This is a genomic window from Streptomyces sp. NBC_01264 (genome assembly GCF_026340675.1).
In the GTDB taxonomy this organism is placed as follows: domain Bacteria; phylum Actinomycetota; class Actinomycetes; order Streptomycetales; family Streptomycetaceae; genus Streptomyces.
Map to the genome: position 1 here is coordinate 176,351 of NZ_JAPEOX010000002.1, position 23,165 is coordinate 199,515.

General features: G+C 66.9%; 20 protein-coding genes and 6 pseudogenes. 18 read left to right on the forward strand and 8 right to left on the reverse strand.

What is annotated here, in order from left to right:
• The first annotated feature begins 125 nt into the window (after nt 1-125).
• The 5 genes from OG435_RS33655 to OG435_RS33675 all read left to right on the forward strand — a co-directional run bounded on the left by OG435_RS33655 (nt 126) and on the right by OG435_RS33675 (nt 1,982).
• Nucleotides 126-293, forward strand: a complete 168-nt coding sequence (locus OG435_RS33655) for a hypothetical protein (protein WP_266882670.1) — start codon at nt 126-128, stop codon at nt 291-293.
• 287 nt (nt 294-580) lie between these two features.
• The gene (locus OG435_RS33660; RefSeq protein ID WP_266882672.1) at nt 581-739 is read left to right on the forward strand and encodes a hypothetical protein; all 159 of its coding nucleotides are present in this window, start codon (nt 581-583) and stop codon (nt 737-739) included.
• A 98-nt stretch (nt 740-837) separates the two neighbouring features.
• Nucleotides 838-1,023 (forward strand): hypothetical protein, encoded by a 186-nt coding sequence (locus tag OG435_RS33665; protein ID WP_266882674.1) that lies wholly within the window; start codon nt 838-840, stop codon nt 1,021-1,023.
• A 155-nt stretch (nt 1,024-1,178) separates the two neighbouring features.
• A complete protein-coding gene (locus tag OG435_RS33670; protein ID WP_266882676.1) occupies nt 1,179-1,541 on the forward strand; it encodes a transposase in 363 nt (120 codons plus the stop codon).
• A gap of 153 nt (nt 1,542-1,694) precedes the next feature.
• Nucleotides 1,695-1,982, forward strand: a complete 288-nt coding sequence (locus OG435_RS33675; RefSeq protein WP_266882678.1) for a hypothetical protein — start codon at nt 1,695-1,697, stop codon at nt 1,980-1,982.
• A 31-nt stretch (nt 1,983-2,013) separates the two neighbouring features.
• On the opposite strand, the gene OG435_RS33680 is transcribed toward OG435_RS33675, so the two are convergent.
• The 3 genes and pseudogenes from OG435_RS33680 to OG435_RS50430 form a co-directional block, all read right to left on the reverse strand.
• Nucleotides 2,014-2,505 (reverse strand): DUF4265 domain-containing protein, encoded by a 492-nt coding sequence (locus OG435_RS33680; RefSeq protein WP_266882680.1) that lies wholly within the window; start codon nt 2,503-2,505, stop codon nt 2,014-2,016.
• A 240-nt stretch (nt 2,506-2,745) separates the two neighbouring features.
• Entirely contained in the window at nt 2,746-3,816 is a 1,071-nt protein-coding gene (locus OG435_RS33685; protein ID WP_266882682.1) for an SDR family oxidoreductase, read from the reverse strand.
• Between the two features lie 138 nt (nt 3,817-3,954).
• A pseudogene (locus OG435_RS50430) lies at nt 3,955-4,215 on the reverse strand (hypothetical protein); the annotation flags it as partial.
• Nucleotides 4,216-5,474: 1,259 nt separating this feature from the next.
• On the opposite strand from OG435_RS50430, the gene OG435_RS33690 reads away from it, so the two are divergent.
• From OG435_RS33690 to OG435_RS33710, 6 genes and pseudogenes are all read left to right on the forward strand, one after another.
• Nucleotides 5,475-5,984: a hypothetical protein gene (locus tag OG435_RS33690; protein ID WP_266882684.1), complete on the forward strand. Its 510-nt coding sequence runs from the start codon at nt 5,475-5,477 to the stop codon at nt 5,982-5,984.
• 75 nt (nt 5,985-6,059) lie between these two features.
• Nucleotides 6,060-6,591: pseudogene (locus OG435_RS33695) on the forward strand (IS6 family transposase); the annotation flags it as partial.
• A gap of 57 nt (nt 6,592-6,648) precedes the next feature.
• The gene (locus OG435_RS33700; RefSeq protein ID WP_266882433.1) at nt 6,649-6,954 is read left to right on the forward strand and encodes a transposase; all 306 of its coding nucleotides are present in this window, start codon (nt 6,649-6,651) and stop codon (nt 6,952-6,954) included.
• Between the two features lie 35 nt (nt 6,955-6,989).
• A pseudogene (locus OG435_RS50435) lies at nt 6,990-7,565 on the forward strand (IS3 family transposase); the annotation flags it as partial.
• Between the two features lie 61 nt (nt 7,566-7,626).
• The gene (locus tag OG435_RS33705; RefSeq protein WP_430625793.1) at nt 7,627-9,021 is read left to right on the forward strand and encodes an IS30 family transposase; all 1,395 of its coding nucleotides are present in this window, start codon (nt 7,627-7,629) and stop codon (nt 9,019-9,021) included.
• Between the two features lie 129 nt (nt 9,022-9,150).
• Nucleotides 9,151-10,355 (forward strand): IS3 family transposase gene (locus OG435_RS33710; RefSeq protein ID WP_266875513.1). Its coding sequence is split into 2 segments (ribosomal slippage): nt 9,151-9,442 and nt 9,442-10,355, totalling 1,206 coding nucleotides; the frame shifts between segments, so codons are not numbered across the junction.
• A 498-nt stretch (nt 10,356-10,853) separates the two neighbouring features.
• Here the strand turns inward: OG435_RS33710 and OG435_RS33720 are convergent.
• Nucleotides 10,854-12,749: an ISAs1 family transposase gene (locus tag OG435_RS33720; RefSeq protein ID WP_266882686.1), complete on the reverse strand. Its 1,896-nt coding sequence runs from the start codon at nt 12,747-12,749 to the stop codon at nt 10,854-10,856.
• A 344-nt stretch (nt 12,750-13,093) separates the two neighbouring features.
• On the opposite strand from OG435_RS33720, the gene OG435_RS33725 reads away from it, so the two are divergent.
• From OG435_RS33725 to OG435_RS33735, 3 genes and pseudogenes are all read left to right on the forward strand, one after another.
• A complete protein-coding gene (locus tag OG435_RS33725; protein WP_266875534.1) occupies nt 13,094-13,945 on the forward strand; it encodes an IS5 family transposase in 852 nt (283 codons plus the stop codon).
• A 90-nt stretch (nt 13,946-14,035) separates the two neighbouring features.
• Nucleotides 14,036-14,844 (forward strand): IS5 family transposase gene (locus OG435_RS33730; RefSeq protein WP_266874839.1). Its coding sequence is split into 2 segments (ribosomal slippage): nt 14,036-14,375 and nt 14,375-14,844, totalling 810 coding nucleotides; the frame shifts between segments, so codons are not numbered across the junction.
• Between the two features lie 10 nt (nt 14,845-14,854).
• A pseudogene (locus tag OG435_RS33735) lies at nt 14,855-15,347 on the forward strand (IS6 family transposase); the annotation flags it as partial.
• Between the two features lie 984 nt (nt 15,348-16,331).
• Here the strand turns inward: OG435_RS33735 and OG435_RS50800 are convergent.
• The 4 genes and pseudogenes from OG435_RS50800 to OG435_RS33760 form a co-directional block, all read right to left on the reverse strand.
• Nucleotides 16,332-16,620, reverse strand: a pseudogene (locus tag OG435_RS50800) (DDE-type integrase/transposase/recombinase); the annotation flags it as partial.
• Nucleotides 16,621-16,800 (reverse strand): annotated as a pseudogene (locus OG435_RS33750) (ISL3 family transposase); the annotation flags it as partial.
• A gap of 8 nt (nt 16,801-16,808) precedes the next feature.
• Nucleotides 16,809-17,207: a hypothetical protein gene (locus tag OG435_RS33755; RefSeq protein ID WP_266886593.1), complete on the reverse strand. Its 399-nt coding sequence runs from the start codon at nt 17,205-17,207 to the stop codon at nt 16,809-16,811.
• Complete coding sequence (locus OG435_RS33760; protein ID WP_430625544.1) at nt 17,204-18,058, reverse strand: IS5 family transposase; 855 nt, start codon at nt 18,056-18,058, stop codon at nt 17,204-17,206. Before OG435_RS33760 ends, OG435_RS33755 begins: the two co-directional genes overlap by 4 nt.
• 412 nt (nt 18,059-18,470) lie before the next feature.
• Here OG435_RS33760 and OG435_RS33765 point away from each other — a divergent pair, with 412 nt between their 5' ends.
• The 4 genes from OG435_RS33765 to OG435_RS33780 all read left to right on the forward strand — a co-directional run bounded on the left by OG435_RS33765 (nt 18,471) and on the right by OG435_RS33780 (nt 23,123).
• Nucleotides 18,471-19,427 (forward strand): asparaginase, encoded by a 957-nt coding sequence (locus OG435_RS33765; RefSeq protein WP_266882688.1) that lies wholly within the window; start codon nt 18,471-18,473, stop codon nt 19,425-19,427.
• A gap of 83 nt (nt 19,428-19,510) precedes the next feature.
• Nucleotides 19,511-19,663, forward strand: a complete 153-nt coding sequence (locus OG435_RS33770; protein WP_266882690.1) for a hypothetical protein — start codon at nt 19,511-19,513, stop codon at nt 19,661-19,663.
• A 580-nt stretch (nt 19,664-20,243) separates the two neighbouring features.
• Nucleotides 20,244-20,783, forward strand: a complete 540-nt coding sequence (locus OG435_RS33775) for a cyclase (RefSeq protein WP_266882692.1) — start codon at nt 20,244-20,246, stop codon at nt 20,781-20,783.
• A 1,260-nt stretch (nt 20,784-22,043) separates the two neighbouring features.
• On the forward strand, nt 22,044-23,123 hold the full coding sequence (locus OG435_RS33780) for a phosphatidylinositol-specific phospholipase C (protein ID WP_266882694.1): 1,080 nt from the start codon (nt 22,044-22,046) through the stop codon (nt 23,121-23,123).
• Nucleotides 23,124-23,165 lie beyond the last annotated feature (42 nt).

Consider the following 23,165-nt stretch of genomic DNA (forward strand, 5'->3'; position numbering starts at 1 on the left):
CGACCGGCGCGACCGGTGCCACGGGCGCCCCCGGCCCAGTGAACACCTACTTCCGGCGCTCCGAGAACCTCGTCGTGCAACCGCAGCAGTTCGGCTTCCTAGAAGTGGCTTGCGATACGGGGGACATGCGCACGGGGGGCGGAGAGAGCTTCTTCGGTGCGCCCACGGACCTCTACCAGAGCATTCCGATCGGCATCCGCTCATGGCAGGTGGCCGCACGGAACATCGCCCCGCTCGGGGGCGGGTCCCTCACCCTGACCTCGTACGTGGTCTGCGCCGATACCACACCGTAGCACCCGTGGCGGACCGGCCCCCGGACTGGGCCGGGGCGCCGCGAAGCCCATCACTGTTGATCCGTCCGCAACGCGAAGATCGACGCGGGTCCTGGCGATGCTGCGCGAGCAGCCCGCCCGGACCTCCGAGGGCCGGTAAGTGCGCGTGGTGGGCGGATGGCCGGCCGAGCCGTCCGGACCCGGAAGCCGCAGTCAAGACCGCCGTGTCCGTCCCACGTGATGCAGCGGTCCAGCAGGTCCGCGCTCCTCTACTCCACCTCCCGAGCCAGGAGCTGTCCGGTCGATCATTGCACTGCCTCGTATTCGGGTTCCGCGCCGCGGTGGCGAAGTACTACGGCGTAGGGGTCGACATCTGCCCGCCCCGCCGCGGCAACCGCAAGGGCGTGGTGGAGAAGGCCAACACTCGGCGGCTCAACGCTGGTGGCGCACCGTTCCGGACGGGCTGAGCATCGAACAGGCTCAGTCCGGCGTCGACAAGCTCGCGCTGCGGACGGACGAGCGGCGCCGCCGGATCGAGGGCGCGTCGGCGACGGTTGCCGACCTCGTGGCGGCCGAACCTCTGCTGGAGATCCCGACCCGGCCCTTCCCCACCGAACTGGAGGTCGAGCGCACCGTCAGCCCGCAGGGCCCGGGCTCCTTCGACGGCAAAAAATACTCCGTCCCGCCAGGCCTGCCCGCGCCCAGGTCAAGGTCCTGCACCGCCTCGGCGAGGACTACCCCCACGTCCTGACCGCCGGCCGGGCGGTGGTCGTCAAGCACCGCCCCGGCGGTCGAGCTGGGTGGGCGGGCCGGTGAACGGCTGTGCCGCCGTATGCACCTGACGGCCGGACGGACACGACTGCTGGAGCTGCTGGTTCCTCGCCGGTGCCGGAGGGTGCCCCGCGAGTGCTCGGTGTCGACGAGTTCGCCTGCCGCAGGGGGCGCACCTACGGCACCATCCTCGTCGACGTAGAGGCCGGCCAAAGCGTGGATGTTCTGCCCGACCGTACCTCCGAGACCTTCGCCGCCCGGCTGCGCGAGCATCCCGGCGCCGAGATCATCTGCCGTGACCGGGCCTCGGTTTGCACTCGCGCAATCAACGAAGCGGCACCGGACGCTGTGGAAGTCGCCGACCGCTGGCACCTGCTCCAAAACCTTGCCGCGGCAGTGGAGAAGACCTGCCACCGGCACCACGCCTGCCTGCCTGCCTGCCTGCCTGCCTGCCTGCCTGCCTGCCTGCCTGCCTGCGCAAACGCGTCGACGAAGTGACCTGCCCTATCCCGGAGGCACCGCCCCTGATGCAGCTCCCACTCCACCAACTACCGCGGACACCGATCCCCGACCGGAAAACCGTTCGACGCTTCCGCGGCACCGACCTAGACCAGCCCCCTGGCCTCGGCATACGAACGCCAGCCGGCCGGAGTGCTGGAACCGTTCAAGCCGTACCTGAACACCCGCTTCACCGAAAGCCTAGGCCAGGTCAGCGGCAGCCGCCGCTTCCTGGAGATTTGCGAACGCGGCTACCGCGGCAGTCGCCAGGTCGTTCGCAAACACCTCGCCGCCCTCCGGGCCGGCAATGCCGAACCGATCCGCGCGGACATTCCCAGCCTTCGCAAGATCACCTGCTGGATCATGCGACCACAAGACATCCTTCCACCCGGCCGTGCAACGTTCGCGCTTCTCCGAACTCGGATCCTCACGAAGTCGTGAGGAGGCTGTGCTCCAGGTCCCGCGCGACGGCTCAGTGTTGGGTGGAGAACGGCATGGCGTCAGCCCACTCCCAGAAGGCCCGGCCCTGGGACACCTCGCGTCGCATGATGTCGAACAACGTCGAGGGCTTCGCCTCGGGCGGAATGTCGACGGCGACGTGGCGGTCACCGTTCCACTCGCTCAACAGACCTGCGGCAGCGATTTCGGTCCGGATCCGATCTATCGTTTCCGTCAACTGCTTCGAGGCTGGGACGGGCATGAGGAGCATCCGCAGGACACGATGGGAAGACGGCCCCACGACCTCGCTGACCTGGTCGTTCGCTGACAGGTGTACAGGGTCGCCGAGAGCAAGTCCGTACGTTTGGAACGGGATGCAGGCGATGGAGAAAGTGCCGTCGTTGAGGGGCTTCAGCCACAGCTGTTCCACCTGGCCGTCCAGACCGAACGGCGTCAGGCCGGCTTGGGCGATGTAGTTGCTCTGAGCCCGACCAACCGGTTCGTCATGGACGATGAACTTGGTCATGGCATGCCCGCTCGATCACTCTTCGCCTCCATGATGCCGTGGCCGAATGCCCGCATCGTGAGCGGGGTCGCTCCATGCGGCCCCAGGCCGCTTCACGGAACTCTGGTCAGAGCCAATTCCGCAGATTCTCATCACGGCCGCAAAGGCCCCGATGCCCCCTTGTGGGTGTCGCAACGGTCCGTCGGGGTCAGCCCGCGGTTCCAGCGCTTGTACAGGTCCCGCTTGCAGCCCTCTCGTGGCTCATCGCCGACCGGGATCAAGTCGACGGCAACGGACAGAGCCAGCGGCGCCCGCAGCCCGCGGACGGGGCGCGGGCGGGGGCACGAGCGGCGTACGCCTGGCCGGGATGCGGCCGCGTGCAAGGCCGGTGAGAGGGAGAAGGGCGGCGAGGGCAAGCGCGGGGAGACCGCGTTGCAGCAGATTGTTGATCACTCCCCGCCTTGTAGCCGCCCACCCGCCCCGGCCCAACAGGTCAGCCGCCTCGCCGATCCGTGCCTCCGCCCGCGCCCGGTCGTCCACGCCCAGTCGTCCGCGCCCACGGGGACGTCGTAGCGCTCGCGGACCTGCCGCGCTCGTCGCGTTGCCGAAGGTGCAGCAGTAATCGAAGGGCAGGGCCCGGAAGGCCTCGTCGACGAGTCGGCGACGGCTGTGACAGGCAGATCTCTTCCGCGATCCGCTGTACCGCTGTTGTCGTTGGATGCACCGGTCACGAGGCGAGGAACCCTTCCCGGTCACGGCCGACGATCCAGGCGTCGTCGCTGGTGAGGTTGGCGCCCGCCGGTAGGCGCGGCCCACCTTGCCGGGGAGTCGGACCGGCAGGGTGCGCCGCGGCTTGGCACCGGCGGCGACACGCTGCGCGGCGGCCAGTTCGGGCAGCGTGTACACGCCCGGACCGGCCAGGTCGGGTACCCGTCCGGCTGGAGCTCCGAGGGTCAACTCGGCCAGCTGGGCGGCTGCTTCGGCGGCGTCCACGGGCTGGACGCGCAGTCCGCCCGGCGCCGGCACCAATGGCATCCGGCGCATCGCCCCGACCATTTTCAGCAGCAGCTCGTTGACCTGCGCCGCCGGCAGCACGGTCCAGCCGATCCCCGACTCCATGACGGCTCGCTCGGCGCCCGCCTTCGCCCGGAAGTACCCGAGCGGCATCGCGTCCGCACCGAACACCCACACCAGGATCAGGTGCTTCACCGTCCCGGCGGCCCGCGCGGTCCGCGCGGCCCGCACCAGTCGAGCAGTCGCCGCATCGTCACCCTTCGGGCCACCGGTCAGGTGCAGTACGGTCTCGGCGTCGCCGATCAGGGCGGGGTCCACGGTCTGATCCTTTGCGGTGGCCAACAGACGGCCGTCCGGCGCCACGGCCAGGGCCCCGACACCGCCCGCCCTCGCTTCGCGAGGGGTCCCGGTTCCGGTGCTCCACACCAGCACCGTACCGTTCGTATCCGCGCGTGCCAGCCAGGACCCGTCGGGGGCGAAGCACAGTGACGTTCCGCTCGTCCAGGTGGTGCCTTCGAGCGTCGCGGCCACGCGCGCGCCATCCGCCTGGTGCAGCAGGACCTCTCCGCGGTCCCCCGGAGACCCAGCCCCGCAGTATGGGTGTTCGGCCCCGTCGAGAAGAGCGTGATGCCGTCCGGGGCGTACGCGACGGCGGACGCCTGTCGAGTCAAGTGACCTCCGGCCAAGTCTTCCGGCGGGCCGGCGGGGGTGTCCCACACCCTTAGCGCGCCGAACTCTCCTACGGCCGCCAGCCAGGAGACGTCCGGTGCGACCGCCAGCCGTACGACGGGGACCTCCGGTCCGAGTGATGACCTCGGAATCGTCGTCCTCGTAGAGCCGGCAGGTGGCCGGTCGGAGGGGCGGCGAGCGTGTCCGCTGGGCTGTCGCCGCCTCCGGAGCGCCGCCTCAAGGGCAAGACCTTGGTGCCCGCCGTCATGCAAAGGTGCCCGTGGCGCGTCCGCGCTGCGTACCAACTGCCGTCAGGGGCGGCAGTCAGCCGACGCAACCGTTCGGAGGCGGTGAACAGGGGCACGGCCTGCTCCGGCCGCAGCGGGTCAACCCGAACCACGGTCCGGCCCTAGGCCATGGGTAGCGACCCGTCCGCCGGGCCGGCCAGAGGGCATCCACACCGTCGGTGAACCTGCGCCTGGCCAGCACGATACCCGTACGCGGATCCCGCACCACCAGCTCACCCATGGCGTCGCCCGTCGCCAACCAGGCCCCGCCCGGGCCCGCCGCGACGGCGAGCACCGGCTGCTCGAGGTCCCCGGGCCAGCTGAGGTCGCGCGGCGGCGCCGGGACCGGCGCGTCGGGCAGTGGCCAGTGGTTGGCGAGCAGCGGCCGCAGACCGGGCTGGGTGGCCTGCCGTGCGGCGACCTGCCGATCCCAGTGTGGGAGGCCGGCCAGGCGGCTGTGTAGGACGGCGGCCAGGATCCGGGCCGGCTCGATGGGGGCGAGGAGGCGGGCAATCCGGCTGAGGTCACGGGCGAGGGTGGCGGCGGACCCGTGGGGATGCGGGCGAGGGCCGACCACCGCTCAGGGGTCGCGATGGGGCCGCCGGCACCCCCCGCTGGAACAGCTCCCACGACGTGTCCGCGGCTGCCTCGGCCGGGCGGAGGCCGCGACGACCGGCCGAGGGCATCGCACCGGAACTGGTCGAGCTCCTCAGCGCCGAGGGCTTCAAGGCCCCGCTGACCGATCCGCGCGTCACGGGTGTCTTCGCGAAGTGGTCTTCGTACATGCGCGCCAAGGGCGACCACTACCTGGACCCGCTGAGGGCGAACGAAGGCCCCCGGTTCGCGGGAGGTGTGATCTCCCAGCTGGAGAAGGACCACGCACGAAGGGCTAGGCCAGGTGGGGCGGTCGCTCACTCGTTCACCACCTCGTGGTCGCCGCCTGCGTGTCCGACTCGTAGCGTTCGTAGCACGGTGCGGGCTGAATCCGCATTGAGCCGAGGAGACCGAGGAGACCTATCCATGCTGTCCAAGCTGCCCGCACCGCCGTCCCTCACCACATGTCGTCTGCTCGCCGTCACGGCCGCGGCGCTCGCAGTCACCGCTACCGTGCCGGTCACCCTCGCCCAGGCAGCTTCCAACGTCACGGTCTCCCCAGCCTCCGTCACTCGGGGCTCTTCCGTCACCCTGGCCATGGAAGGCTGCGGGAGCAGCACCGTCCGGGCCGTGTCCAGCGCCTTCACCACGGTCAACCTGGCCCCCGGCACGACAGCCGGCTCCTTCTCGGGAAGCGCCGTTGTCATGAGCAATGCTGCTCTCGGTACCCACCAGGTCACCTTCGAGTGCGGGACGGGCACGCTCCACCTCGTCGCCTCCTTCCAGGTGATGTCTGGTCCCGCGCGTGGAGGTGTCGGCGGCAGTATCGGGTCCATGAACCCGAGTGCGATCGCTGCGGGCGGCGCCCTCTTCGCGAGCGCGCTCGGCGCGGGCATCTGGGCGGTGTCCCGCCGAGGGCAACACCGCTGCGTCTAGAGGTCCCAACAAGGGCGTTGGAGGTGCCGGTGGGTGATGAGGCAGGTGGCGAGCCCGAGGAAGGCTTCGCGGGCGCTGTACTTCCGCTGCCCGCTCAGCTTCCTCGAGGCCGGGGAGCTCATGCTGGAGCGGGGCGTCGTCGTCTCGTACGAGACCGTCCGGCGCTGGTGTCTGGTTCGGCCAGGCCTACGCGAAGGCGCTACGCCGACGGCGCCCGCAGCCTGGCGACGAGTGGCACCTGGACGAGGTCTTCATCAAGATCAACGGGGTGCGGAGGTACGTGTGGCGGGCCGTCGACACCTACGGCAACGTTCGGGACATCCTCGTTCAGACCCCGCGTGACAAGGCCGCGGCCAGGCGCTTCTTCCGCCGGCTCCTCACCACCATGGGACAGGTGCCTCGGGTGTTCGTGACGGAGGAACTCCACTCGTACGGGGCTGCGCACCGGGTGGTGATGCCCTCGGTCGAGCACCGCTCCCACAAAGGATCGGACCACCGGGCGGAAGACTCAGACCGGCCCACCAGGCAGCGCGAACGCGCGATGAATGACTTCCGCGGCGTCGGCGGGGCGCAACGGTTCCTGTCAGCCTTCACTGAAGTTCCCCCTCTGAGCTGGACAGCCTGATACTGGGACGGACAGTCCCGGAGGAAGCAGTCCCAGGTAGTGAGCAAGAAGAGCAACACGAGCAAGCGGTACACGGCCGAGTTCAAGCGCGACGCGGTGGCCCTGGTGCACTCGTCGGGCAAGACGGTCACCGAGGTCGCCCGGGAGATTGGCGTGAGCCCCGAGGGACTGCGTAACTGGGTCAACCAGGACAAGACCGACCGCGGCCAGGGGCCGACGGGCGCGCTGACCACGGCCGAGCGCGAGGAGCTGGCGCGCCTGCGCCGCAAGGTCCGCGAGATGGAACAGACCATCGAGGTACTGGGAAAAGCGACCGCCTTCTTCGCGAACCGCAAGACGAAGTAGACGCAGCCACGCGCTACGCGTTCGTCGACGCGGAGAAGGCCGGCCCCGAACGCCCTGACGGCTACAGTGTCTCGCTGTTGTGCCGGGCCCTGGAGATCTCCCGCTCCGGCTACTACGCCTACCTCGCCGCCCGTCCGGCCGCCGCCGTCACAGCGCGCGAGGAGGACGAGCTGGTGGCCGAGATCCGGCAGGTCCACGAGGAATCCCGTCGTGCCTACGGCGCCCCGAGGATCACCGCGGCCCTGCGCCGAAAGGGCCGGAGGGTCAACCGGAAGAAGGTCGAGCGGCTGATGCGCGAGCACGACATCCGCGGGATTACCCGCCGCAAGCGCCGAAACCTCACCAAGGCAGACCGCAGGGCGGCACCCTCCCCGGACCTGGTCGGACGCGACTTCACCGCGGCTGAGCCGGGCACGAAGCTGGTCTCGGACATCACGTACCTGCCGACGCTCGCCGGCTGGTGGTATCTGGCGACCGTCATCGACCTGGCCACTCGCGAGGTGATCGGGTACGCGATGGCCGACCACCACCGCGCCGAGCTCGTCACCGGCGCCCTGAAAATGGCCGCCGGCCGCGGCGCCCTCAAGCCGGGCTGTATCGCCCACTCGGACCGCGGATCTGAAGGCGGATTCAACTGGTCGTCGCAACACCTCGTGATCGTGGAGGTGTGGGGTGGTTCGTCGTCAGCAGGCAGCGGACAGGGCGGTGCGTCCGAAGTTGAGGTCTCCGGGGCATCCGAAGTACCAGCGTCATGTCGAGGCGGCGTTCTGGACGGAGATCGCCAAGGGCCTTCTTGCCGAGGAGGCCGCGGCCGTCGTCGGCGTGGCGCCGGCGGTCGCGACGCGCTGGTACCGCCAGTGTGGCGGCATGCGACCGTTCGATCCGAAGCCGCCTTCGGGCAGATACCTGTCGTTTCGCGAGCGGGAAGAAATCGCGCTTCTCAAAGCCCAGGGCAAAGGAGTGCGCGAGATCGCTCGAGATGTCGGTCGTGATCCTGGAACGATTTCCCGGGAACTGAGGCGCAACGCGGCCACGAGAGCCGGCAGGCGTGACTATCGGGCGTCCGTTGCCCAGTGGAAAGCCGACATGGCTGCACGCCGCCCGAAAGCGGCAAAGCTCGTTGCCAACCCGCGGTTGCACGCCTACGTCCAGGAGCGACTGTCCGGTCAGATCAGCACGCCATGCGGCAGGGCTATCGCAGGTCCTGCAACAGGCAACTGGACGGGACGGAACAAGCCGCATCGCGCGGATCGGGCATGGGTCCAGGCTTGGAGTCCGGAGCAGATCGCGAACCGGATCAAGCTGGAATTCCCGGATGATGAGTCCATGCGCATCAGCCACGAGGCGATCTACCAGGCCCTCTACATTCAGGGCCGCGGAGCGCTGAAACGCGAGCTCATTCTGTGTCTTCGAACCGGTCGCGCTCTGCGTGCGCCGCGGGCGCGTTCACGCCGGAAGACCTGGGCGCACGTGACGCCGGAAGCGTTGATCAGCGAGAGGCCCGCCGAGGTCGAGGACCGTGCTGTTCCCGGCCACTGGGAAGGGGACCTGATCATCGGGCTGGAGCGTTCCGCGATCGGCACCGTAGTCGAGCGGTCGACCCGGTTCACGATGCTGGTCCACCTGCCCCGCGAGGAAGGGTTCGGGACAATCCCCCGAACGAAGAACGGCCCCGCCCTGGCCGGTTACGGAGCGATCTCCATGAAGAACGCACTCGCCAACACGATGTCGACGCTGCCCGAGCAGCTGAGGCGCTCTGTGACATGGGACCGCGGCAAAGAGATGTCGGCACACACGCAGTTCCGCATCGAGACCGGTATCCCTGTGTTCTTCGCCGATCCACACAGCCCATGGCAGCGAGGCACAAACGAGAACACGAACGGGCTCCTGCGTCAGTACTTCCCGAAAGGCACCGACCTTTCACGCTGGTCCGCCGAGGACATCGAAGCTGTCGCCCACGCACTGAACACCAGACCACGCAAGACACTCGGCTGGAAGACCCCAGCCGAGGCACTCAACGAGCAAGTACTGTTGCTCCAACAGGCCTGTGTTGCAACGACCGGTTGAGTCCAAGGAATACACATCAGGCGAATACCGCACGCTCATATGGGAGTTGAACCTGAGACAGAGGGGCCTTGACCCCTGATTTTGCACACACGAGACACTGGATCCTGAGGATCTGAGAACGGACATCTCGTGGTCATGAAGAACTACCCGCCGGAGTTCAAGGCGGACGCGGTCGCGCTGTACGAGTCGCGGCCGGAGGCGACGATAACGTCGGTCGCCGCCGATCTGGGGATCAACCCGGAGACGCTGCGGAACTGGGTCCGGGCGGCCGGAGCGAGTCGGCCCCGCGGACGCCGGACGCAGGAACCGGCCCAGCCGCCGGCCCCGCTGGAGGCAGAGAACGCAGCTCTGCGGAAGAAGGTCCGTGAGCTGGAAGAGGAACGCGAGATCCTGCGGAAAGCGGCGAAGTATTTCGCCGGGGAGACGCGCTGGTGAACCGCTTCCAGTGCGTCGCCGACCATCAGCGCCGCTACGGCGTGAAGCGGCTCTGCAGCATCCTTGGTGTCAGCCGCTCGAGCTTCTACTACTGGCGCCGGACAGCCACGGGCCGGGCCGCCCGGCAGGCAGCCGACGCGAGGCTCACCGTCCGGATACGGGCCGTGCACAAGGAATCGGACGGCACTTACGGAGCCCCGAGGATCACCGCCGAGCTCCGCGAGACGAGCGGAGAAGCGGTGAACCACAAGCGGGTCGCCAGACTCATGCGGGCGTCCGGGATCGAAGGAGTCCGGTTGCGCCGCCGGCACCGCACCACCGTCCCCGACCCGACCGCGGCCAAGGCGCCGGACCTGATCGGCCGCGACTTCACCGCCGAAATCCCGAACACGAAGTACGTCGGCGACATCACCTACCTGCCCATCGACGGCGGGAAGTTCTGCTACCTGGCGACCGTCATCGACCTCGCCTCGAGCCGGTTGGCCGGCTGGGCGATCGCCGGCCACATGCGCGCGGACCTCGTCACCGACGCCCTGGCCGCAGCGATCCGCACGCGCGGCAGCCTTGCCGGATCGATCATGCACACCGACCACGGAGCCCAGTACACGAGCAGGGCATTCGCCGAAGCCTGCAGGTCAGCAGGGGTCCGGCGAAGCATGAGCGCGGTCGGGTCCAGCGCGGACAACGCACTCGCCGAGTCCTTCAACGCGACCTTCAAACGCGAAACCCTGCAGGGACGAAAGAGCTGGCCAGACGAGTGCGAAGCCCGACTCGACGCCTTCCGATGGCTGACCCGATACAACACCCGACGCCGACACTCCCGCCTCGGACAACGATCACCGATCGCCTTCGAAAACGCCCTCCACCTCACACCAACTACGCTGACACCAGCCGCATAACCCGTGTTCAGGATTCGGGGTCAAGGCCCACCCACGACCTCACCCCCGCAGCGTAACCACCCGCTGTCCAGGTTCAGGGGGGAACTTCATCACAGGGATCTCCCCCCGCTTCCGGCCCCACCGGCACCTGACGACCGCCAGCCGGAACCGCTTCGAGATGACGATCCGCTTCACCGTTTGGAACCACATCACCGACAACACCGGTCTGCCTGCCGGGGCCTGAACCACATTCCCGTCCAGGCCCCGGCACACCTTGACCCACCATCAAACGATCACGCCGCCGCCGACGTGACAACGCCCCCGCCGGCTTCGACACGCTCGACCTGCACCGCGGCAATGGGTCCCCCCACCCTCACGACACAAACAGTCGGCCCATAACCGCCAACCAGCCGACACCACAGCTGAGTTGCGGCGATCAACGCCTACGAAAATCTCGTAAGCGCCGTTCTTCCTACAGTCCCCCGGAACGGTTCACTTACTCTCTGGCCTGTCCGGAGGTCATGACGCGCCGTGGAACGTCTGGGCGTTGTTGATTTTGGCCCCGGGGCTGTTGACGTTGCTGTTGGTGTTGATGTTGTTGTAGACGGTGAACAACCCGTTGAGGTTGATGGGGAGGATGGATCCACCACCACCGCTGCCGCATCCGGTGCCGGTGCCAGTGCCGTTGACTGTCGTGGGGTCGTCGGCCACGACGGTGAACGGCGGCTGCCCAGGCGTCGTACCGGACACGCTCACCCTGTTGGTGACGCTCGAGCACGGGATGTCATTCGCGATGCGCACCGGGACCGTGATCGTCGCCGATTCGCCGGGCTGCAAGCCAATGGCGCTGTCGCAGGTGACCGAAGCCTGATCACCCGCCACCGTGCAGGTGAACGGACCCTGTACCTGAACGCTGCCGGAGGCCGTGATCCCTGTTGGGAGGTTGTCCGTCATCTGGAGCGGCGGAGTTGCGTTCGTGCCGTCGTTGTTGATGGAGATCTGGTACGACCCGGTTCCACCCGGCGCGAACTGCGTCGGTGTGTGCGTCTTGGCGACTGTCGGCACGCCGGTGTCGGTCCGACAGCCGATGATGTTCGTGGGGTCTTCTGCTACGACGTCGAGGTTCGGGTTCCCCTGCTCTGGAAGTGTGTCCTGCACCGCGACCAGGTTGGTGACGGTCCCGCAAGGGGCGTTGGCACAGGGCTTGATCAAGTTCCGTGGGTGTCCGGATCGTGGGTGATGCCCAGGATGCCGAGTGCTCGTTGCGGTTCGTGGCGGATGGCTCGGGTGGTCTTGGCGATGTTGGCGGCGCCGAGGGTTTTCAGGGCGCCGATGGCGAGGTTGCGGAGAGTTGCCATCGCGCGGGGTGCGGTTCGGGTGTGGACGGTGGAGGCGGTCCTCGGCGAAAGTGACGTCCCTGGTGTGGTGCGAGGAGTTCTCGATGCCCCAGTGCCCGCGGATTGCGGCGGCCAGGTCGGCTGGGGTGGCTTGGTGGGCGTCGAGGCTGGTGACGGCGTAGACGCTCTCCCGGGTCTCGCGCTGGCCGGTCTGCTTGCGGCGCCGGTGGATGCGGATGGCCAGGCGGGCGTGGGGAAAAGCGATCCCGCCGAGTTGGTCGGGGACGGCGCAGGTCTTGACCGAGCGGGACTCGCGCCTGCCGTGCCCGGTGGCGGAGGCGGTGTGCTGGATGGAGATGTCCCGCCACGGCAGGGATGCGAGCTGGCGGTGAGCCGTCGGCTGGTTGGTCTTGATCACGGCGATGTAGTGGGCCTTCTTGGTCTCGACCAGCCAGGTGATGTTCGCTCGGACCGAGTGGAGGGCGTCGAAGGTGACGACGGTGCCGGCCAGGTCCAGCGGTGTCAGAAGCGGTTGGAAGTGTGTGGTCTCGTTCGTCTTCGCGCCGACCTCCACCTGGGCGATGGTGACGACGGTGCCGTGTGTGACCGCGGAGAGCAGGTGTCGGCGCTTCGCGGTGAGACGGGCTGATCCCTTGAGTGCTTTGCCGTCGACAGCGATCACACGCAGCCGCTCCGACGCCGAGGGTGGTGTCCGGGTGGGCTCGGTGGCAGCACGGTGCCGGTCGGCCAGGTAGGCGCCCACCGCCCGGTCCAGCACATCGCCGTCGACAGCCCCCAGCACGCGACCGATCGTGGCCGGCGACGGGGCGCGCCGCCATCCGAGCAGGTGACGGCGGATACCGATCACTGTCAGGAGTGTGTCCGAGGCGCGCTGGCCCCACTCGGCGAGCTCGTCGATGCTCCTGGCTCCCGAGACGACCGCGCAGGCACACACCAGCAGGACCGCGGTCAGTGAGTACCAGCGGCCCCGCAGTGAGCGCGGATCGGGCACTGCATCGAAGTAGGGGCGCAGATCAGCGACCCGGTCAGCGTCCAGCGGACCCAGCCTCACAAGCACAGCCGGGACGGGAGAAGATATGGCAGCAGGCACGGGCCACCTCATGATCAACGGGCGTAGACACCCAAATGATCACGAAGCCCGCGCCTGCTCCTCTAACCACCCCAACCCGCCACAACACCGACCGGCTCGCACGACCCCGGAACTTGCAACCGCCCTGGCGTTGGCATCAATGGCCACGTTGATGAAGAACACTTCCGTCTGGCCGGGCGTCAGGACGACTCCGTTTAGACCGACCGGCAATAGGCAGCCTCTGTCGAGTGATCGAGCGCGGTGGATGCAGTGCGGGCACGGGTCCACGTGATCATGGAGTTCTCTACGCTCAGTGATCACGAAGGACGGCCGTGCCCGCGCTGCCATCTTGCCTGCTCGAACCCCTCTGGGACCAGTTCTCCGCCCTCCTGCCCGCCCGGCGAGAGTTCGCTGCGGACCACCCGCTGGGCTGCCACCGCCGCCGGATCGCTGACCGGACGGTCTTCGAGCACGTCGTGCTCGCGCTGGTCCACGGCTCAGGCTACGAGCGCATCTCCACCCCCGGATGCTCCGACCGCACCATCAGACGCCGCGTCAAGGAGTGGTCTGAACTGGGGATATCCGAGAAGGTCCACGCACTGGCTCTCGAGGCGCACGACCGGATGATCGGTCTCGGGCTGGGCGAGATCTCGGTGGACGGCTGCATCACCAAGGCCCCGTCCGGCGGTGAGAAGGCGGGACGCTCCCCGGTCGACCGGGGCAAGCAAGGACTGAAACGCTCGGTCGCCTCCGACGCCTGCGGTGTCCCGATCGGAATCGTCTCCGCCGGCGCGAACCGGCACGACTCACCCCTGCTGGGCCCCACCCTGGAGGCGGCGAAGGCACAGGTCGGCGCAATGCCGACGGCGGTCAACGTCAACCTCGACCGCGGCTACGACAGCACCACGTCCCGTGCGCTTATAGCCGAGTTGGGATTCACGGCCGAGATCGCGCGTAAGGGCGTGCCAGCCCCGATCCAAGCCGGCAAGCGCTGGGTGGTCGAGCGCACGCACTCGTGGATGAACGACTACGGCAAGCTGCGGCGCTGCACAGAGAAGAGCGGCAGCATCGTGGACTTCTACCTGTACCTGGCCGCCGCCCTCGTCACGCTCCGCATGCTCATCCGTCGAGCAACGAGCCGCTACCGCTGGGCCGACCGCCCCACCACCCGACGCCTCAAGTGATCCATTTGCCGGTCGGTCTAACTGATCGTTTCAGAATGAGATTGGTTGCGGGGCTTGGCAGTTGGGTGTGGTGTCGGCAGGATCTGGGGTGTGTCTGCTGATCTCGTGCCTGATGACCTGTGGGAACGTGTGGCCCCATTGTTGCCGGAGCGGCCGGCCAGGCGGTTTCGGTATCCCGGGCGGCTGCCGGTAGACGATCGTGCGGCGTTGAGGGCCATCGTTTACGTGCTGTGCAAGGGCGTGAGCTGGCGGGACGTTCCCGCTGAGCGGTTCGGCTGCAGTGGTGTGACGGCCTGGCGCCGGCTTCGGGACTGGACCGAGGCAGGCGTGTGGCCCCGCCTCCACGAAGTCCTCCTGGCCGAGCTGCGGGCCGCCGGGCTGCTGGACATGGATGACGCCGCGATCGACGCCTCGCACGTCAGAGCCCTCAAAGGGGGGCTCACACCGGACCTTCGCCAGTCGACCGCGCCCGCCCGGGGAGCAAGCACCACCTCATCGTCGACCGGCACGGAACCCCACTCGTCGTCTCCCTGACCAGCGGAAACCGTCACGACGTCACCCAGCTCATGCCTCTGCTCAACGCGATACCCCGCATCCGCGGGCTTCGAGGACGGCCACGTCACCGACCCCGCCGACTCTTCGCCGACCGCGGCTACGACTTCGACAAGTACCGGCGCCTGATCCGGGCCCGCGGGATCACCCCCAGGATCGCCCGCCGCGGCACACTTCACGGCTCCGGCCTGGGCAAGACCCGCTGGGTCGTCGAGCGCACCTTCGCCTGGCTCCACCAGTTCAAACGCCTTCGAATCCGCTACGAGATACGAGCCGACCTCCACCTCGGACTCCTCCAACTCGCCTGCAGCATCATCTGCTTACGGCGACTCCGAACCTCATTCTGAAACGATCAGTAAATGGCATCTCGACGAGGTGTTCGTCAAAATCGGCGGGGTGCAGAAGTACCTGTGGCGGGCGGTCGATGCCGACGGGAACGTCCTGGACATCCTGGTGCAGAGCCGTCGTGACAAGGCTGCGGCCAGGCGTTTTCCGCCGGCTCCTCACCACGACCGGGCAGGTGCCGAGGGTGGTCGTCACGAACACCCTGAAGTCGTACGGGGCTGCACACCGGGAGGTGATGCCTTCGGTCGAGCACCGTGCGCACAAGGGGTTGAACAACCGGGCGGAGAACTCGCACCAGCCTACGAGGCAGCGGGAACGGGCGATGAAGGGGTTCCGCAGCCCAGGATCCGCGCAGCGGTTCCTGTCCGCGTTCACCGGGATCTCACCCCACTTCAGACTCCACCGCCACCTCATGACCGCCGGCCGCCACCGCTTCGAAATGATGATCCGCTTCACGATCTGGAACCACATCACCGGAGCCGCAGGCATGCCCGCCACGGCCTGAACCACAGCCCAGCCCCGGCCCCACCACACCCTGATCCACCATCAAACGATCATGCAGCCGACAACGTGACAAGGCCGCGGACCAGGACATCTCGGCAGATCGTGTTACGAGCTCGTAGGGATGTAGCTGGAGTTAACCAATGCCTTTTTGATGTCGCTGGTACAGGTCAGCGTAATTGTCACCGATTCGTTGTATACAGACCAGTTATGATACGTTCCGCGAGCGGATCTGTAGGTGATATAAGGGAGAGCTGCAATTACGTGTCTATCTTTCCCGTAGATCTGACTGGGAGGGGTTGTTATGTCTCTGTGACTTGCAGACACGCGGACGCGCTGGCCGTACTTCCCGTTCACCATCCATCTATGAGATGCCGGGCACGTGACATCGTACGACCGGGTATTCCACCAAGGTGCCGACTGTCTATGGGCTACCTGAATAACGTCATTAGAAATCATCGTGACGCTGGACCGTGGGGGGCCAGCGTCGGCCTCCGCTGCAGCCGCTACACCCACGGAAAGTCCAGTCCAGCCCACCGCTGCGCCAGCCGCGACGGCTATTAGTTTCCACACGCAAGAATGCCTACTTATCATTATCACGAAAAATCCTTCATAATCATGTCGGCCGAATTACGTCCGATTTCTGCGACCATGCCCGAATGCCGGATTTCACTCCTACTGCATTATTCCAGATCTTGTGCACAGAATAAGAACCTGGCTAATATTTTGCCATGTTCCGCGAACGGCGAGCTGCACTTCCGGGCAGCCTATCGGTCACGATCCCGCCAGGTATTGACCTCGATCCTTCAGCGAGGTTCGGGCTCTGATCGACTCGGCGGTTCGCCCGTAATGTTTTCGCGCCTGTCGAGGTGGGCCGTCGCGTGACGCTGCGGATGCACCGGGTTCCACGGGGGTGCTGTCAAGTTGTTCGTGGGCTGGCTGGCTGATGGTGCGTCAGGGCATGGTGGGGCAGAGTGGTCGCGCTGGGTCAGGCCGTGGTGGGCATGACGGTGACCCCGGCGATCTGGTCCCATATGGCGAAGCGGATGATCATTTCGGCGCGGTAGCCGGTGGCGGTGGGGCCGGAAGTGGGGTGAGATCCGGCTGAATGCGAACGGGAATCGTTGGGTCCGGCCCGCATCACGGAAGCCCTTCATCGCGCGTTCGCGCTGGCGGGTGGGCTGGTGGCTGTTCTCGGCCCGATTGTTCAGTCCCTTGTGCGAGCGATGCTCGACCGAGGGCATCAGCACGCGGTGGGCGGTGCCGTAGCTCTTCAGGGCATAGCGGTGCCGTCGGCGAAGAGCGAAGTCATCGACGCCGACCACTCGAGGAATCCGGTTGGTCGGCAGAGGAATCCCCAGCAGGGCGCGGAGGGCTGTGTGGCGGGAGAGGTCCATGGCAAGTACTGCCAGCAGACGCACGCCCGCCCGGCCCGCTAACTCCTTCACCACCGCCTTAGAGGACGTTAAGTCCGTTTCTGGTAGCGGCCGCGTTCGGCTTGGGTGGGGAAGCCTCGGCGGGTGAGGCGTCCGAGGCGGCTGCGGGTGATGTTGACGGACGCCTCGTGGGTGGGCAGGCCGAGGAGTTCGTGCAGCTCACGAGCCCTGAATGCCTGGTCGGGGTGCTGGTTGAAGGCGTTCACGATGGTCTGGTAGGCGGTGTTCGTCTCGGTCGGATCGGGCTCGTCTCCGGTCGGCGCGAGTTCCGTGACGACCTTCCGGGTGGTGGTCAGATCCGCAAGTCGCGCTTCGATCTCGGCCAGGGCGGCGGTGAGGTGCTCGATCTGGCCGCGTAGTTCCCCGACTCGGGCGGTGGCCTCGTCGTGCTGGGTCTGGAGGCCGGCGAGGAGTTCGGCGACGTTCACGCGGCCAGTCCGAGAGTGTCGCGCCAGGCGGGACTCGGTATCGTGAGGCGGCGGGTCATGTTCGCGGTGGAGGCCCAGTAGACGCGTGAGGCGGAGGTGTCGGGCCGGTGGTCATACTCACGGGTCAGACGCCGGTGCAGCATCAGCGTGCCGTTCGTCTGCTCGACCACCCACCGCTTGGGCTGCGGGACGAACCCTTTGCCCTGGTCAGCGGGGTTGCGGTGGACGACCTCGACGTCGATGTCCAGCAGGGCGCCGTGGATGATGACCTCGTCCTTGAAGCCCTGGTCCACCAGGGCTTTCTCCAGGCGCATCCCGCACCGCTCGGCAGCCTGGTCGAGCAGGATGGTGCCGGCGGCGTTGTCGTGGGCGGAGGCGGCCAGCACGACAACACCGATGACCAGACCCAGGACGTCCACGGCCAGTCCCCGCTTTCGCCCCGACACCTTCTTGTTCGCGTCCAGCCCCGTCGTGGCCTTCGGCACACCGGCGGCCGCGCGGACGGACTGGGTGTCGATGATCACGAGGGACGGGTCCTCTAACCGGCGGGCCTTCTCACGGACCTGGCAGCGCAGGAGTTCCTGGATCCGCTGGTCCAGCCCGTCCTCGCGCCACAGGCGGAAGTAGTAGAACACCGCCGACCAGGCCGGTAGATCGTGCGGCAGCAAGCGCCACTGGCAGCCCGTCCGGTTCTGGTAGAAGATCGCGTTCACGACTTCCCGCAGGTCGCAGGACCCGGGATCTCCGGTCGCCGACCGGGCCACCCGGCCCTGCTTCCAGGCCGTGACCATCGGCTCGATTAACGCCCACTGCTCATCCGATAAGTCGCTGAGGTACGGCTCTCTCTTCACGCCCCGCATCTCAACATGGACATGCCCACGAGGCGGTCCGGACCGCGATCAGTACCACGATCGAGCGATCACGAACCGAGGAAGATCGGACTTAACGCCCACTCAGAGGAATTGGGCAGATGCCGTGAGCGACACAGGACAAGCAGCACCTCGATGGCCTCGGTGGCTTATTCACGAGGTTGCGGGAAGGGTCTGGGGGCTGCTTGAGGTGCGTGGCCCTCACCGCTGATACAGACGCGGAGGAGATTTCGCCGAGTCGCAGCCGGCGGCTGAACCTGACAGCGGACCCTCCCGTGGTGGATGGGTGAGTCGCAGTGGGTAGAAGCCTGCCGAGAGTTTTCCGTACTGCATCTGCACCGACGGGCGACGTGATAACTGTTGTCGGCCAGTGGATGGACGTGGGGAGACAGTCGTGCACGTGGTGGTGGCGGAGGTCTGGCGTGGCGACTTTCTGGAGTCGGTGCACCATGGAACGCTCCTTGCGGTCGGCCCGGATGATGAGACGGTGTTGAGCGTCGGCGAGGTGGACCGCCCGCTGTACCCCCGGTCGGCCAACAAACCCCTGCAGGCACTCGGCATGTTGCGCTCAGGGCTCGACCTGGACGGTGACTTGCTGGCGTTGGCCTGCGCCAGCCACTCTGGCGAAGCCTTTCACCTCGACGGGGTGCGCCGTATCCTTGCACGGGCGGGGCTCGACGCCGACGCGCTGCAGTGCGTCGCCGGGCTGCCTATCGGTGAAGCCGCGCTCCGTAGTCATCTTGCCGGCGGGGGTGGCCCCACCCGGCTGACGATGAACTGCTCGGGCAAGCATGCGGCGATGCTCGCCACGTGTGTCGCCAACGGCTGGGACACTACGGCGTACCTGGATCCGTGCCATCCACTTCAGCAGGCCTTGCGTGCCACCATCGAGGACCTGACCGGTGAGAAGGTCTCCGCGACCGGTATCGACGGTTGCGGAGCCCCACTCTTCGCTTTTGGATACCGAGGCCTGGCAAGGGCGTTCGCCAAGTTGGCGACAGGCGCACCGGGTTCCCTGGAACGGCGCGTTGCCCAAGCGATGACCGAGCATCCCGAGTTCGTGGGCGGGACCGGCCGAGACGTGACCCGCCTCATGCGCGCACTTCCCGGATCGGTCGCCAAGGACGGAGCAGAAGGTGTCCTCGTGATGGCGTTGCCTGATGGGTCATGCATCGCTTTGAAGATCGCGGATGGCTCAGTCCGGGCCCGCCCTGTCGTCATGATCGCCGCGCTCCGGCATCTCGGCATCGCGGCCGAGACCAACCACACCCTCGCTGAGCTGGCAACGCCCCCCGTCCTCAAACATGGCCAGCCGGTCGGCGCCATACACCCAGCGCGCACACTTCAGTAGCCATTCACCCCTGGAGGCCTTAAAATACGGGGCTCAGGATTCGCGACCCTCGATCGCTAAGGCGATCCCGTTCGGATGGCCTGATGAGTTCGACCGGCGCCCTGGTCACAACCTGGGACTGGACAGGGCACGGCACCTCCCTGTGGTCGGGCAAGCCCTACGACCCCGGCTGCAACCTTCAGATCGCCGCCGTCCTGGCCGGCGACCTGATCGCCGCGTCGGCCCCGTTGGGCTGATCACAATCAATTCGGAATGACTCGTCTAGCGCTACCGCTCGCCGCCCGAGGGCGAGCGGCTCGCCGTACGCAAGAGCAGTTGTGTCTACGATGTCGCGCTCCGGCGCCGCATCGACCTGACCGCGGCCGACCCGAACGTCGAGGTGGACGTCGCACTCGCCCGCGTGATGAGTTCTGTGGAAGGCAAGCTCGATCATGTCCGCGGCTACTTCGAGTGGCTGCGCCCACAACCGGGCGACGACCGGCATCCAGATGAGGTTCTTACCCGATCAACGACAGCAGAAGAGTATTACAACGCGGCCGTCGAAGCCGGCGGCAGCGGCGTCGACACCCCCGTCCGCAATCGAGGCGACAAGGCCGCCTCGGCCTGGACTTCCACCGCGGGGCGTGCTGACATGTACACGGCTAGACCCACCCATTCCGGTTGTCGGGCCCCGCGCCGCCCGCTCCCATCCCCTGGAAGGTGAACATGAGATCAGCCACCACGCACCCACGATTACCGATCGTCCTCGCCCTCGTCCTCACCGCAGTCAGTGTCGCGGCCACATCGGCCACGTCGGGCTCCACTGCCGAGACGCCCGTGGACTTCGCCTGCCAGGCAAAGCCGCCGATCGTCGGACCGCAGGCCTTTGCCATCCCTGCCGGCGTGACCGCAACCGCTCCTGACGCAGCCGCGGCGGGCAGCACTTTCCCGGTGTCGCTGGCCACCGCCCCGATCACCGTGCCGGGAGGGGTCAACGGTTACACCGTACGGTCCATCAGCAACCTGAAGCTGAGCATGCCGATCCCGGCCAATGCAGTGCTGACCGGGAAGTCCTTGTCAGGCGGTTCCGGACTGGGATCGGGCGTCCCAAGTCTCACGACCAGCGGCAGCACCCTGCTCCTGACAGTGCCCGGGCCGATCGGCGGCGGCCAGACCTTCACCCTGCCCGTCGTCCACCTGGACTTGACGGCGGGGGAAAAGGGCACCACCGTCAGTACCCAACTCGCCGGGAGCAGCTACTCGAACCCGGGCCTGACCTTCAACGCCAGCGTCCCGATCTTTGGCTTCCCCGTCAACGTGCCCACCGCCTGCTACCCGTCACCGAACCCAGTGCTCAGCAGCACGAATGTGAGCTGACCCACAGCGCACCGCTGCTGCCCAGACGCCCCGTTCCGGGATGCCGTCACGCTGTCGGTGACGTGATCGTTTGATGGTACGTCAGGGTGTGCCCCGGGCCCGGCACCACAACCGTGAGTCGTGGCCGCCAGCACGCTTCCGCGTTTCTCATCGACGCCACCGACAGCAACCCCGTGGAGGCCCCCGCTACGGAGGCATCGCCCGCAACTGACCCGGTCACCGCAGTAGGGCCGATCACCGAGGCCGCCGGCAAGCGCGCGAGATCCATCACACGATCACCCTGATCAACCGCGAAGAGAAGAAGCCCGGTTACGAGATGCACGTCGAAGCCGGTGTCGCGTTCAACGCCCGGCACGAGCGGACCTCACACCCCGGAGAACGGGCCACCGATCAGAGCATGGCCCGCACCCCTATGTGACGCCACCCACTCGGCCTCCGACCGAGGTGCCCGCCACCGCCCGAACCACACCCCTACCAGGCCCCGCCGCAGTCTGACAACCATCACACAATTACACCGGGTCACCGACTGACGGCATATCGAGGCTTCGGTTCTGAACGGCGACCGGCAAGGTCATGCCTTCGCAACAGGAGCCTCGATGCGTCCGTAGCAGCCCCCACCGACATCGTCACCACGCCGTGACCGGCTCATACGCCCACCCGCCAGGACTTGGGAACGGCCCTGGATTTCCATCAGGCCGCGCTCGTGCATGCCGGTGGCGGCCAGGGCGCCATCGAAGAGATCAGGCAGACGGCGTAGGTACCACAATCACTGCACGGGCGCGTATGACCGCGTCAGAGCACACAGATCCGCCACCAGGGCCTTGCGTATGGCGGTGAAGTGCTGGCACGCCTCCGGCGGAGTCATCGTGCCGTGCGAGGGTGGACACTTGGCGATGGCGTTCTCAACAGCACGTACTCCCCGGAGAGATACGACAGCAGGCCACGCCGCCATAACTATGGCCTGACCGTCGTCGCGGACGGATCAAGAGCAGCCCGCTTGGGGTGCTCAATCAAACGGCGGTGTGCGTTCACCACCGCAGGCACTGTCACGTTACCCATGTATGACATGGCCGTCCCAAGAGATCATTCCGCTGAGCTGCCTGGGCTACCGCATCGAGCGAGAGAACTTTCGCCCCAGGCACCCGGGGCGTCCAAATTTTATGACGCGGACACGTCATCTTCGATAATGTGACAGTGTCGGCGCGGCTCTTCGCCCCGCGTCACAACGCCGCCGTACGTCGAGAAGAGGAGGAGCCTCACATGATCAAGGTTCGCCGCGTTGCCTCACGGTCGGCAGTTCTGGCGGCCGTACTGGCCGGCCTGACCTTCGGCCCGGCCGTACCTGCCCTCGCTGACCAGACCACGGGATACTCACACGACAGCAGTATCGGACTGACCTCCACCGACTGGATGGCCCGACTGCCCAACTCGACACTCCTGAGTGAAATATCCATCCCTGGCACCCATGACAGTGGCGCTTCACTCTCCGGGGGAGACATTGCCCTCACGCAGTCGATGGACCTGGTGACACAGCTGAAGTCGGGGATCCGCGCCTGGGACATCCGGCTGGGAGACTCATCAGGCCGGCTGGTCGTCTATCACGGCATCGCACGACAAGGACAGGACTTCCAGAACGACGTACTCGGGGCTGCCGACGCCTTTCTCAAGGCGCACCCGACCGAGGTGATTCTGATGCGGGTCGCACAGGAGCAGCCCGCATCCGACTTTGCCGGCCGGGTGCACAGCTATGCGTCCGCGGACCCGCGCGTCTACCGCGGCCTCAGCGACAACCCGCCGTTGAGCGAAATCCGCGGCAAGATCGTCATCCTCCAGGACTTCCCTTCGCCTACCCGGGAGGGCATTCCCTGGGCCAACAGCGGCTGGTCTGTCCAGGACGACTACAACATGTCCAACAACTGGGACTTGGCCCGTAAATGGCGCGGCGTTGCAGCCCAGATGGACGCGGCAAGCTCCGGACCGGCCGCGAAATTTTATGTGAACTTCCTCAGTGCTTCGGGCGGGTCATTTCCGTATTTCGCTGCCAGCGGTCATTCCAGCCCAGGTACCGGTGCACCCAATCTACTGACCGGCTGGACACGAGGCATCATCAACTCATGCAGCTGGTCTGCCAATTGCATAAAGGAGTACTCCAGTGTGAACTGCTTCCTGGGCACGTGCTCGGTGGCTTTCCAGGGCGTGAACATGCTGGCTACCCAGAAGATCAATGAAGCCCAAAGCGTGCACCACCGCTACGGGATCGTCTACGCCGATTTTCCCGGCGCCGGGCTGATCCAGAGCGTCATCAACTCGAACGCCGGCCCTGTCACGACTACGTCTTGACGCCGCCCCGTGGTCACGGGCACGCAGGGCTTAGAGGCCCTA